The sequence below is a fragment of the Arcanobacterium bovis genome, assembly GCF_004331995.1.
Taxonomy (GTDB): Bacteria; Actinomycetota; Actinomycetes; order Actinomycetales; family Actinomycetaceae; genus Arcanobacterium_A; species Arcanobacterium_A bovis.
Genome location: NZ_SJDT01000002.1, coordinates 190,398 through 203,361, shown reverse-complemented (window position 1 = coordinate 203,361; position 12,964 = coordinate 190,398). Strand labels below are relative to the sequence as shown.

The following is a 12,964-nucleotide window of genomic DNA, read 5'->3' as shown; positions in this document are numbered from 1 at the left end:
TAGTTACAGTTTTACCGTGACCGGTTCATCCTTGCCCCCCAACGATTTTATTACGGCGCTTGAGAGCCTCAAGGGTCAGCATTTTCGACCCGAATTTCATGTCACACAGATTCCTGCCCCCACGAAGATTGCTCCGTGGGCAGTGGCTTTGCAAGCTGAGATGAACGATTCTCCAGATCAAGATCCCGAGTTCTACCGCGGTTCAACCAAATTTGTTGTGCTTTACGATCCAGCAGGGCAAGCTGCTTGGGACGGTCAATTCCGGATAGTCGTGCACGCTCAAGCTCCGATGGATTCTGAGATTGGTGATGATCCGTTGTTGGGCGAGGTAGCATGGTCGTGGCTACACGATGCCATACGTGATTCTCGTGCCTCGTTCCACAATCTCAATGGTACTGTTACGCGCGTATTCAACGAGACTTTTGGAGGTCTTCATCTCAACAGCTCTCGTATTGAACTCGAAGTGCGCGCTTCGTGGACTCCACAAACTCCCTACTTGACCGAGCATTTATTAGCTTGGGCGAATTTTGGTGCGCAGCTATCCGGTCTGCCACCAGAATTTGATAATGTGCAAGCTCTTCCAAGAAAAGTTGATCTGATTTGACCCCCTCTGATAACCGAGAAGCTGTTGCCCTGTTAGAACCACGTGACGGCACTCCTGACATCACTCATGACTCCATTAACATTGCAGCCGCTGCTCTTCGCAGCGGACACGGCGCCTTTGCAATTGATACCGAACGTGCTATGGGAATTCGGTACTCAAATAGGGCTTATTTAGTGCAGGTTAAGCGGGAAGATACTCCGATAGTCCTAATTGATCCGGTGGGCATCGAAAATCAGCTTAGCGAGATGGCTGACGTTTTTAACGATGAATGGATCTTGCACGCCGCTGATCAGGATTTGCCTTGCCTCGCCGAACTCGATTTGCGACCCGCCAAAGTATTTGACACCGAAGTAGCTGGTCTTTTATTGGGATTTGAACGAGTGTCGCTGCAAGCTATGGTGGCAGAAATGCTGAACTTTGCCCTGGCCAAGGAGCATTCGAGCGCCGATTGGTCTCAACGCCCGTTATCGAAAGAGATGCGAGCCTATGCCGCATTGGATGTGGACGTACTCCACGAGCTCAAAGCCCAATTAATCCCACTTTTGGCAAACTCTGGACGGCTTGAATGGCATGAACAAGAGTGTGAGGCGATCCGTAACCGCCCACCTGCTCCCCCAAAACAGCAACCATGGCGCAAAGCTGCTCGTCAGGCCGGAATCCGTGATCGGCGCGCGCTAGCTATGGTAGAACAGCTTTGGATCACTCGCGATAAGCTCGGGCAAGGTAGAGATGTTTCGCCAAGCAAAGTATTGCCTTCGAAAGTGCTGGCTGAGTTAGCCTCGCGCAAACCACGCTCGCGCTCCGACGTCTTTAACTCTCCCTTGTTGCGCTCACGTATCCGCAGCAAAGATGCCAAGCACTGGTGGGAAGCTATTGAACGCTCGTGGCATCTACCAGATGATCAGCTTCCCGAACGGTATTTTCAAGAAAACAAAGATCCTTTCCCACCTATTAAGCGTTGGGAAAATCTCGACCCTGAAGCTGCTCAGCGCTGGAATCGACTCCGCTCAGCAGTCCTTACACACGCAGATGAACTTGGGATTCGCCAAGATATGCTTCTTAAGCCTGCAACGCAAAAGCTCGTTGCTTGGCAGGGCTGGGATTCGGCTAGTGCTCTACACGATCTGCTTGCTGAACAAGGCGCACGCCCGTGGCAAATTGACCAAGTAGCACCGGTCATTTTTGCTGCCACGCGATAGAAATATCGTGCTTAGTCGATTTAATCGATTGCCTTCAAGCTCTCCAGCAAGCTCTTCGCATCCGCATGCTCAGATTGCACGATCTTATTGCGCGCAGCATGGCTGATAAAGTGCTTGCCGATCCCGTGCGACACGAACGGAATATCAATTCCCTCATGATCGAGTGCTGTTCGAATCTCAGTCCCGATTCCCCCGTGTACAAGGCCGTCCTCAACCACTAAGACTGCGCGTGCCTGACGCGCCATCGCTACCACCGTCTGTGATACCGGAAGCGCCCAACGCGGATCAAGCACAACGACGTCGCCCTCAAATTCTCGTGCAGCCGCCACCAGTTCGTGGGCGAAAGGCCCGAAACCAATCGCTAGGATCGGCTTGCCACTCTCATTGCGTTCGAAAAGGACGTCGACGTCGCCCTCCTGGCGCACCGCAGGTAAAGCTGGCGGGAGCGAACCTTTCGGGTAACGAATCAGACTTGGCCCGTCAAGGAGAACTGACTGGCGTAAAAGCTCACGCAAGCGATCACCGTCGCGCGGAATACCTACCGTGAGACCCGGCACCATGGCGCTGATGGCAAGATCCCACATACCATTGTGTGAAGCGCCGTCGTCGCCCGTGATACCAGCACGATCAAGGCAAATAGTCACTGGCTCACCGTGCAGGGCAACGTCCATGATCAGCTGGTCAAAAGCGCGATTCATAAACGTGGCGTAGAGCGCAAGCACTGGATGGAAACCAGCGTGCGCTAGCCCTGCACACATCGTCATCGCGTGCTGCTCAGCAATACCCACATCAATCACACGCTGCGGAAACTCTTTTTGCAGCGGACCGAGACCAACCGGCAAGAGCATTGCTGCCGTCACACCAACGATGCGCGAATCTTCCCGTGCGATTTCGGTGATTTCCTCGGCAAACACCGAAGTCCAACCGAATCGGGATGGTTCAATGGGAAGCCCCGTTTCTGGGTGAATCTTACCCACCGCATGGAAATGATCGTCCTTATTTTGCTCCGCCGGCCGGTAACCTCGTCCTTTTTCCGTAATAACATGCACGACGACGGGACCACCGAAGTTTTTCGCCATCTGCATTGCTTCGTTCAAGTCGTGGATATCGTGCCCGTTAACTGGACCAATATATTTGAGCCCAAGCGAATCGAAAATTCCCGAGTCGAAAAGAACATCCTTCATTCCGCGTTTAATTCCGTGGAGGGTTTCATAAGCGAGATGTCCAGGTGTGCCGGCACGTTGCAATGTGCGCTTTCCCCAACCCAAAAACTTTTCATAGTTGCGATGCACTCGCACTGCGTCAAGCCGCCGAACCGGTTCTAGGCGACGCACGATGCCACCAACTGTTGGCGCATATGAGCGGCCGTTATCGTTGAGCACAATCACCACCGGCCGCTGTGGATCTTCGGCAATATTATTCAAGGCTTCCCAAGCCATACCGCCGGTCATTGCACCGTCGCCGATCACGGCAACCGCGTGGTTCTTTTTACCCGAAAGTTGGAATCCGCGAGCAATTCCGTCTGCCCACGACAGTGCCGTGGTGGCATGAGAATTTTCTACCACGTCATGCGCAGATTCTGCACGTGACGGATATCCAGAAAGGCCACCTTCGTGACGTAGCAAGGTGAAATCTTTGCGGCCAGTGAGCAGCTTATGCACATACGCTTGGTGACCGGTGTCAAAAATAATTGCATCTGCCGGCGACGAGAAAACTTTGTGAATCGCGATAGTCAATTCCACTACGCCAAGATTCGGGCCTAGATGCCCGCCAGTGCGCGCCACATTCTCTACCAAAAACTGCCGAATTTCCGTAGCTAATTCATTCAGTTGAGCATCGCTGAGCCTACGCAAATCGCTCGGTTCGTGGATATTATCCAGTAGGCTCATCGCATTTCCTTTCGTTTTGGCCGCAACAAGAATCTTATGCGCAACACGAATCTATGTTAGCAGCGAGTATGGCAACAGACATTTTACTCGGAAAAGCGCTGTGCGGTGAGGACCAAATTCGTCGTCCTCACCGCACAGCGCCCGTCCTTTACGCATCTTTATCTAGCTAATAACCCCCTCATTACATACACTCTTTGTACTGCTCAGGGGCATATATTGGAAGAAATACTCCCTCACTGAGCAAGCTGTCGGAGCACATATTGGAGAATTCCACCGTGGCGGAAATAATCAGCTTCTCCAGGTGTGTCAATTCGCACAATTGCATCGAACTCCACAACTCGCCCATCGTCTGAAGTAGCTCGAACGCGGACGGTTTGCGGCGTCGTACCAGAATTAAGCTCTTCGATGCCAATAATATCGAAAACTTCTTCTCCGCTCAGCCCTAAGGAATCAGCGCTTTCACCTGCAGGGAACTGCAAAGGAAGCACTCCCATTCCGATCAAATTCGAACGGTGAATACGCTCGAAGGATTGCGCAATCACAGCCTTCACGCCGAGCAAGGAAGTTCCCTTTGCCGCCCAATCGCGCGACGAGCCGGAACCATATTCCTTACCGCCGAGCACTACCAACGGAATATCGTGCTTAGCGTAATCCTGTGCAGCATCGTAGATCGCTTCTTGGGTACCGGTGAGGAAATTCTTTGTGTAGCCTCCCTCAACGCCGCCGAGAAGCTGATTGCGCAGGCGAATATTGGCAAAGGTACCGCGAATCATCACCTCGTGGTTACCACGGCGAGATCCGTATGAGTTAAAATCGCGGCGTTCTACCCCATGCTCCGCAAGGTAGCGCCCTGCTGGCGAATCGGGCTTAATGGCACCCGCCGGCGAGATATGATCGGTGGTTACCGAATCTCCTAGCTTAGCAAGCACTCGTGCACCTGAGATGTCCGAAACCGGGCTGAGCTCCATCGTCAAACCATCAAAATACGGCGCCTTGCGCACATACGTTGATTGCGGATCCCACGCGAAAACTTCGCCTTCTGGAGTGCTAATCGACTTCCACCGTGCATCACCATCAAATACCGAGGCGTAATTTCGAGCAAACATATCCGAATCGATAGTGTGCTCAATTGTCTCTTGCACTTCCTGAGGAGTTGGCCAGATATCGGCAAGGAAAACTTCATTTCCCTCAAGATCTGTGCCAAGCGGCTCCTTATCAAAATCGAAATCCATCGTTCCTGCCAGCGCATACGCAATCACTAGCGGAGGCGAAGCGAGATAATTCATCTTCACATCCGGATTGATGCGCCCCTCAAAGTTACGATTTCCAGACAGTACAGAGACGACGGTGAGATCGTTTTCATTCACAGCGCGCGAGACTTCTTCGGGCAAAGGACCTGAGTTACCAATGCACGTTGCACATCCATATCCCACCAAGTTAAAACCGAGCGCCTCAAGACTCGGCCAAAGCCCAGCTTTCTCGTAGTAATCAGTGACAACCTTTGAACCTGGTGCCATGGAGGTCTTGACCCAAGGCTTAGACTTCAAACCTTTCGCAACAGCTTTCTTCGCCAGCAAAGCCGCAGCGAGCATAACCGAAGGGTTCGAGGTATTTGTACACGAGGTAATTGAAGCAATGACGACGTCGCCGTGCGTAACGCGCGTTTGTGCGCCGTCGCCGAGGGTAATATCTACGGCCTCACGAGCTGCATTTTCCCCAAGGTACGAAGGCAAAACTTCTTCGAAGGAGGCTTTGGAGTTGCTGAGCTCAATACGATCTTGCGGACGCTTCGGACCAGCGATTGACGGCACTACCGTAGAAAGATCAAGCTCAAGATACTCAGAGTATTGAATCTGCGCATTTGGATCGAGCCACAGACCCTGCTCTTTGGCGTATGCTTCCACCAGCGCGATTTGATCCTCGCTCCGGCCCGTCAAACGCAAGTAATCAAGCGTGACGTCGTCGATCGGGAAGATAGCGGCGGTGGAACCAAATTCCGGGCTCATATTGCCAATGGTGGCGCGATTCGCCAATGGCACTTGTGACACACCCTCACCGTAGAATTCCACGAATTTTCCAACCACGCCGTGTTCGCGCAGCTTCTGGGTGATCGTAAGGACGACGTCGGTTGCAGTAGCGCCAGTCGGAATCTCGCCAGTGAGCTTGAAACCTACGACCCGCGGAATAAGCATCGATACCGGTTGACCAAGCATTGCTGCCTCTGCCTCGATACCGCCGACTCCCCAACCCAGTACGCCCAGACCATTAACCATCGTGGTGTGCGAGTCAGTACCCACGCACGTATCAGGATAAGCTTCGACGACGCCGTCGCACTCGCGCGTCATCGTGACGCGAGCGAGGTATTCGATATTGACTTGGTGAACGATGCCTGTGCCTGGCGGAACTACTTTGAAATTGTCGAAAGCTGTTTGTCCCCAGCAAAGGAACTGGTAACGCTCGCCATTGCGCTCGTATTCGATGTCCATATTGCGCTCTAAGGCGTCGTTGGTACCGAAGACGTCGATTTGTACCGAATGATCAATAACCATCTCAGCAGGATTCAAGGGGTTGATCTTATCTGGATTACCACCGAGATCAGCCACAGCTTCACGCATCGTGGCAAGATCTACCACGCACGGAACTCCGGTGAAATCCTGCATAACCACACGAGCAGGCGTAAATTGAATCTCTTCGCTGGGCACGGCGTCGGCATCCCAATGTGCCAGTGCCTCAATATGCTTGGCAGTCACATTTGCACCGTCTTCGGTGCGCAGAAGATTTTCTGCAAGTATTTTCAAACTATACGGGAGCTTTTCCAGCCCTGGAACAGCATCCAACCGATAGATTTGGTACTGCTTGTTACCAACTGTGAGATCTGATTTCGCTTGAAAAGTGTTGATGCTCATGGCACTCCTTCAACGTCGTGTTCGTACCACTATCAACAATACCACTTATCTCGATGTCAAGATACAATTTGCGCGGTGTTATTCGAAAACAGTTACGACCTCGAAATGATGAGTGTTGGGGAAAATATCAAATCCTTGAATTGACCTCACTTGGCGTCCTGCCCGAACCATGGCAGCGGCGTCGCGTGCCATCGCAGCCGGATCACATGACACCAACACAATGCGCTTGGCGTTACTCTCCGCGAGCACTTGAGCACTCTCAATACCCAAACCGGCACGGGGCGGATCGGCAACCACACAGTCAGCACCAGCAACACAAGCGGCGATAAATTCCGAATCGATCCGTCGATTGCGCACCTGTGCCCAGTCCATGCCCTCGAGATTTCCAGCAGCATCTACACACGCCGTCTTCGCCCCTTCAACTGCAAGAACTCGACCGCGTTCGCCCACACGCTTGGCGATAGGAACGGAAAATAGACCCGCACCTGCAAAAAGATCGACAACTTTCATGCCTGCTTGGATATCTAATCCCTCCAGAACGGAACTCAATAGCACCTTGGGTGCGCGCATATGCATTTGCCAAAATCCGTTCGCATGCACCCCATAATGATGCATAGTCGAATCGTCACCAACAATCTGTTCTACGGTAACTGCAGTGCGCACACCTGGCGCACAAAATACGGCATTGCCTACGCACAACACGTTCTCACCGGTACTTGGCGACACTGCCCGCACCTTATCGCCCGTTTTTATTGCACCATCCCAACGCGCTCCAAAAAGATCGAGATCATCAAAATCCCACACTCCTAACGGCATAGCATCAATTGGCACGAGATCGTGGCTGCGCTCGTGATACATACCAAAGCCAGTCGACATCTTCACGAGGTCAAGACGCGTACGCCAATGCCACCCATCGCCGTCGTCTACCTGCGAAATCCCTACCGAAAGCTCGGCTAGATGTTCAGCGAAACTCTCTCCCCCGATGCGGCGAATCTGCCCAAGCAACACCTGCTTCTTCAGCTCTCGTTGCCACGCCAAATCAATATGCCCAAAGTCAGCTGCACCAGTGACTCCCGCCGCGCCCGCTGTCCACGGATGCTCAACGCGTTTGCCAGAAGGTTCAATCGCATCAACGACGACGCCGCGCAAAAACCTCGCGCGCTGATCCGTAAGTTCCACTTGTACAAGTTCTTCAGGAATCGCTCCGCGTACAAATACCACGCGATCGTCGATCCGTCCCACGCCTAAACCGCCATGAGCGATATCAGTGATTCGCACCGTGTACAGGGCATCGCTTTGCCTAACGGTCACATCTGTTCCCTTCTGAGCTTTTCGCGGTCAAGAAAAGGTTTGAGATACGCCCACGAATACCATGCGAATAATGCAAAGAGAGGCAAACCAAGCACAATCTTTGCAATGCCTAGTGCCTCGGTGTAGTCCATGAAAAATAGCGGCACAGTTACGAGCAAACGTAGCGCAAACAGCGCGAGCCAAATCCACGTTACAGCGAAATAGGCTCTGCGCAAAGACGTGCGCGTCGGGTCTTTTCTCCAGCCTTGATCGTGACCGAGCACCACCGAAATAATTACTCCAAATAGTGGCCATCGTACGAGCAAGGATACGAGTAATACCAGGAAATATGCCGCGTTAGTAACAATCCCCCACACGAAAATATTAGATGCTTGACCAGTTTTCCAAGCAAGAAGCACTGAGATAAGCATGGTAGCAAGGCCGCTCAGCGCGGGTGCAACAGCAATCTTCTGCACAAGTCGAACGGCAACAAATAACACGCACACGACGAGCGCCACGAGCGCTGGAATCTTGAAGTCACCAAGAACCACGAACAGTATCAAGAACACCGCTGTGGGAAGAACTGACTCGACGATGCCGCGCACGCCACCCACCGCCGTCAGCAGATCGAATTCCTCGCGGGCTATCGCAGAAATCCCGCCCGCAGCAACAGGGAGCGAAGCACCATTATTTTCGGGCGAAAAGGTTGAGTTCTTATTCACCACGGTGATCCATGTGTGGAATTTTCAGGGCTAGCAACTCACGTGGTGGATGCGGTTCAGTTCCGCGGTCAACAACCACGTGCTCCAAAATACTAAGCATTTGAGCTGCAGCATTGGAATCTGCGCCGGCACGCCCGTAGAGCGTTACGCGCATGAACCAACGCGGACCATCCACGCCGAGAAAGAGGTGAGGAGCAAAGTCTTTCGAGTTCCCAACTGGCATTTGAGCAGCTAAGCCCTTGCCAAGTGGCGAATCAATTTCCTGCGAAGAACCTCCTTGCGAGGCGATCGAGGTGCGCATATCGAGACGGATCTCATCCCACAGCCCTTTAGTTTTCGGTGCAGCAAAGACTTGCAATTGAAGCACAGAATCGTCTTTTACATACACTACACCAAGCACATGCTGTTCGCTTGGATCAGTTGTGAACTGAATCGTTGCACCAGAAACTGCGGGTATCTTAAGAGCTCCTGCATCAATAAGCTCATCAACAGAGCCGTACTCAGAGATATCAAACGGACCCGATTCCCGGCTCGTATCAGACGCACTAGGCGTATCAACCGAGGCTGACTCGTCAACTTCCACACTCACATCGTTGTTGTCTGGATTTTTCGCACGCGAAAAGAGTCCCATCGCCACTCCTCAGTTTTTCGTATTCTCTAGCTGTGATTATAAAGAACGCGCCTCAGGATGCACACTCTGCACACACAGGCTGTCCATTTTCTTCGTAAGCCAACTGCGAGCGATGATGCACGAGGAAGCACGAAGAACACGTAAATTCGTCTTCCTGCGCAGGAATAACAGCTACCGAAAGCTCAACATTAGACAGATCAGCTCCTGGCAATTCAAAACCATCAGCAGCTTCTGCTTCGTCAACATCAACGGAATTCGACTGATGATCCGAGCGACGAGCCTTCAGCTCATCCAAAGAATCGGCTTTGAGCTCCTCATCTTGCTTGCGTGGGGCATCGTAATCTGTTGCCATTACCGTTCCATTTCATTAAGTCATCAAAGGTTCGCCGCCAAAATTCAGGCGAAGAATCTCGATTGATTCTGTGCACTTGTCCCAGTCTTTGTATCAAAGGTTGGCAAAATAAGCAAGAAGAAAAATAATTTCCCATCTAAGTGCAGATTTTTCATCCGAAATTATGCAATCTTTGAACACACCTGTCGCATATTAACAATTAGCGGGCTGAAAATGGCAGTCTATTACTCTAGGAGGAAGAATGATTGAGCTTGAATTGTTGGGATTGGATGCCGACGGCGCACATCTATCGTTGAATGATGCTGACGGTAACCGTTATTCCCTACCCATTTCAGATGAACTTCGTGCTGCATTGAGGCGCGATGTTGCTCAACCTGCACAAGCTGAGCTCAAACAACTCTCGCCCCGCGAAATTCAAGCTTGTTTCCGCGCTGGCAAAACTATCACTGAAGTTTCTGATCTCACCTCCGTACCGCCATCACAGCTGGCCAGCCTTGAGCATCCCATTAAGGTTGAACGGCAATATAACGCAAGTCTTGCCCGAGCGTTCCGGCTCAGCCAAGACAACGGCGGCATGACTCTCGAAGAACTGGTGATCTCGCGGCTTGTTGAACGTGGTCTCAATGGTTCCGCGATTGAGTGGGACGCTGTGCGCGAATCCGGCGAACCGTGGGTTTTGATTGCGCGATACACCATCGCTTCAAATAACTACGAAGCTCGCTGGACGCTCAATATGAAGTCCCAGACTGTAGTCGCACTCAACGATGAAGCAGCATGGCTTACCGAAACCCAGATTCCAGCTCCGCATGCACCGTGGCGTCCGCTCAATATGCCCAAGATTGCACAAGATCCTGCCACTACTGATTCACCGGCCGCAGTATCTGATGCCTCTGCAGATGCTGCCAACGCTAACGGCATGAATGGATCGAACTCGGATCTCACCGATATCTCGAATGTGCGTAGCATCTCTGCGCTTCCGAACGCCGCTGGCAACGAGGAAATCGAAGAAACACCGAGCACGTCAATCAACATTGACGACGTTCTCGCCTCGCTCGATTCACAGCGCGGTATCTCGCGTCCGATGCCTATTGATAGCGATTTTGACGACGACGGTTTCACCGGTGCTCATCCTGCAGATTCCGAGCCGCATATGGCTCAGGACGCTACTATATTGCAACTTCCAACTCGATCAGACAGCACCGATGACGAGTTAGTACTTCCCGTTGATGTTGACGATTTCCCTGCCAACCATAACGCTAACCCGCCAGCTTCTGCTGATTCTCTTGCCTCTGGTTCGAATGACTCAACGAAGGATAGCAGCAGCTCAACAAAGAAAAAGGCGCGGCGCGATCGCCCAGCGATGCCGTCGTGGGATGAAATCGTATTCGGCTATTCTAAAGACGACTAGCCTGTAGATGTGAAGCCCTTATTCTCCACTCTCAAGCAATGTGTGCGGTGACAACTCTGCCGCATCGGAATGTTGCGCCGTCATCCCCTGCATATGATGCTTTCTGCACAGCACTTCATAAGCGACGACGGCGTTGCCATCCGTATCGCCCACAACTACCTGTTCGCCTTCGCGAACCATTACTCCGTTAACAGTGCGCGCATTGTGCGTTGCCCGCGCCCCACACCAGCACAGAGCTTCAACTTGTAGGCGCTCCACCCGATCTGCCAGTTCAAGCATGCGCGCTGAGCCAGGAAACAGATTCGTCAAGAAATCAGACGTAATGCCGAAACCATACACGTTTATCTCAATTTCATCGACGATCCGAGCGAGCTGGTCTACCTGCTCACGGGAGTAAAATTGCACTTCGTCACAGATAATATAGTCTACTCTGCCGCGCATTCGTTGTGCGCTTACCTCAACCCAAAAATTAGTGTCAGAGCGGACTTCAACCGCATCGGTAATCAAGCCAAGGCGCGAGGATAGCTTGCCGTCTCCTGCACGATCTTTCATCGAGAAAATGATTCCGTTCAAACCACGTTGCCGATAGTTATAGGCAGTTTGCAGCGCCAACGTTGATTTTCCACAATCCATTGTTCCTGAGAAGAACACCAACTCAGCCACTAAACAACCTCCACAACTAACGGCACATACATTTCCGCCTCGGTGAGCGAACCGTGAACTCCAACCATGCTGATAGCGCTTGCTGAGTGCACACGCGAGTCGACGAATCCGGTACCGTCTTTCGAAAAGGCAATCACATCACCTATCGCTCGTTCGGTCAAGTCACAAACAGGCCCTAGCAGGCCGGAGTCAATCACTTCTTCCTTACGCAAAATCCATGCGTGTTCTCCCACCTCCTCGCGCCACCGAACGACGACGTCGTCAGGCTCAGTAGTGTAGATCTGGAAGGCGCGTTCTTCACCAGCAACCACGTCAATCCCCTGCCTAAGTGCAGTTCGCGTGGAGATATCGATTTTGTCGTTTGCATCAATCATGCCATGATCGGCCGTCAACACTACCAAAGTGTCGGACGGAAGCTTCCGAAGCAAGCGACCAAACTCTGCATCAAACAACTCTAATTCGTTGATCCACAATTCAGATTGCCAGCCGTGTTTGTGCCCAACTGAATCCAGATCACCCCAATAGAGGTAGCACAGTTTCTTGCCACTGCGGAACGCATCAAGCGTAGCATCCACGCGCTGCGGTAGCGTTTCGGCACTCAGCGCTTGTGCTCCTCGCAGCGCAGCCAGAGTGAGGCCAGAACCAATAAACTTCGATGGTTGCACTAATACAGTGTCTTGGGCACGCTGTTCCAATAACTCAAAAAGACTTGGCTCACGCTGCCATTCTTGTGGGTCATGCACGGTGTCGTTCCAGCTTATTAGGCTAAACACTCGATCATCGAGCGGTGATTTAAGCGCATATCCGGCCATTGCTGTTTTTCCTGGCAGTTTTCCAGTTCCAAAACTAGTAATACCTGCTGCCGTCGTTGCTGGAACGACTGTCGTAATATAGCGCTCAATATCGAGTGTACGCAGGTTTTTTGCATGTCCACGGCGCATCACAAGCTGTTGTGAACCCAAACCGTCCACCAAGATCACACATACTCGCTGTGCTTGGGGCAATCCCAGTAGAGCACGGTCACGAGCGGAATCTATTCCGTCTTGGTCAATCGACAAACCCACAGCGTCCATCGCAGCCGAAAGTACTGCAGGCAGCCCCTGCTCGGCAGGAAACACTGCGCCTTGAAGATAATCAAACACTTTTGTCTCATTCTACATGTGGTCATTCGGCCTACGCCGTCGTGGCACTTCTATTCTTCCATGATAGCGTCACCAACACAGACACAACGAACTCCACGTCGTAAATATCACGCCGAAATAGGCGCGCCAATCTGTAAGGATCGCAAGATTTCACGGAT

11 protein-coding genes are annotated in these 12,964 nt (G+C 52.1%); 3 read left to right on the top strand and 8 right to left on the bottom strand.

Features of this window, described 5'->3' with window-relative positions:
• The first annotated feature begins 16 nt into the window (after positions 1-16).
• Together EZJ44_RS02855 and EZJ44_RS02850 are read left to right on the top strand one after the other, a co-directional pair.
• On the top strand, positions 17-604 hold the full coding sequence (locus EZJ44_RS02855) for a DUF3000 domain-containing protein (RefSeq protein ID WP_165496089.1): 588 nt from the start codon (positions 17-19) through the stop codon (positions 602-604).
• Positions 601-1,803 carry an HRDC domain-containing protein gene (locus EZJ44_RS02850; protein ID WP_241658561.1) on the top strand — a complete coding sequence of 401 codons (1,203 nt, stop codon included), beginning with the start codon at positions 601-603 and terminating at the stop codon, positions 1,801-1,803. The genes EZJ44_RS02855 and EZJ44_RS02850 overlap by 4 nt, the downstream gene beginning before the upstream one ends.
• Before the next feature lie 20 nt (positions 1,804-1,823).
• Here EZJ44_RS02850 and dxs read toward each other — a convergent pair whose 3' ends face one another.
• The 6 genes from dxs to EZJ44_RS02820 all read right to left on the bottom strand — a co-directional run bounded on the left by dxs (position 1,824) and on the right by EZJ44_RS02820 (position 9,593).
• Positions 1,824-3,692 (bottom strand): 1-deoxy-D-xylulose-5-phosphate synthase, encoded by a 1,869-nt coding sequence (gene dxs, locus EZJ44_RS02845; protein WP_131279925.1) that lies wholly within the window; start codon positions 3,690-3,692, stop codon positions 1,824-1,826.
• Between the two features lie 233 nt (positions 3,693-3,925).
• The gene (acnA, locus tag EZJ44_RS02840) at positions 3,926-6,598 is read right to left on the bottom strand and encodes an aconitate hydratase AcnA (RefSeq protein WP_131279923.1); all 2,673 of its coding nucleotides are present in this window, start codon (positions 6,596-6,598) and stop codon (positions 3,926-3,928) included.
• Between the two features lie 78 nt (positions 6,599-6,676).
• Positions 6,677-7,909: a class I SAM-dependent RNA methyltransferase gene (locus EZJ44_RS02835; RefSeq protein ID WP_131279921.1), complete on the bottom strand. Its 1,233-nt coding sequence runs from the start codon at positions 7,907-7,909 to the stop codon at positions 6,677-6,679.
• Positions 7,906-8,610, bottom strand: coding sequence for a DUF3159 domain-containing protein (locus EZJ44_RS02830; RefSeq protein ID WP_241658560.1), 705 nt, complete (start codon positions 8,608-8,610; stop codon positions 7,906-7,908). Before EZJ44_RS02830 ends, EZJ44_RS02835 begins: the two co-directional genes overlap by 4 nt.
• Complete coding sequence (locus EZJ44_RS02825; RefSeq protein WP_131279919.1) at positions 8,603-9,241, bottom strand: DUF3710 domain-containing protein; 639 nt, start codon at positions 9,239-9,241, stop codon at positions 8,603-8,605. The genes EZJ44_RS02830 and EZJ44_RS02825 overlap by 8 nt, the downstream gene beginning before the upstream one ends.
• 52 nt (positions 9,242-9,293) lie before the next feature.
• The gene (locus tag EZJ44_RS02820; RefSeq protein ID WP_131279917.1) at positions 9,294-9,593 is read right to left on the bottom strand and encodes a DUF4193 domain-containing protein; all 300 of its coding nucleotides are present in this window, start codon (positions 9,591-9,593) and stop codon (positions 9,294-9,296) included.
• 241 nt (positions 9,594-9,834) lie between these two features.
• Between EZJ44_RS02820 and sepH the strand changes: the two genes are divergently transcribed.
• Complete coding sequence (gene sepH, locus EZJ44_RS02815) at positions 9,835-11,001, top strand: septation protein SepH (RefSeq protein WP_131279915.1); 1,167 nt, start codon at positions 9,835-9,837, stop codon at positions 10,999-11,001.
• Between the two features lie 18 nt (positions 11,002-11,019).
• Here sepH and EZJ44_RS02810 read toward each other — a convergent pair whose 3' ends face one another.
• Both EZJ44_RS02810 and EZJ44_RS02805 read right to left on the bottom strand, forming a co-directional pair.
• Complete coding sequence (locus EZJ44_RS02810; protein WP_131279913.1) at positions 11,020-11,664, bottom strand: thymidine kinase; 645 nt, start codon at positions 11,662-11,664, stop codon at positions 11,020-11,022.
• Positions 11,664-12,806, bottom strand: a complete 1,143-nt coding sequence (locus EZJ44_RS02805) for an alkaline phosphatase family protein (RefSeq protein WP_241658559.1) — start codon at positions 12,804-12,806, stop codon at positions 11,664-11,666. Before EZJ44_RS02805 ends, EZJ44_RS02810 begins: the two co-directional genes overlap by 1 nt.
• Positions 12,807-12,964 lie beyond the last annotated feature (158 nt).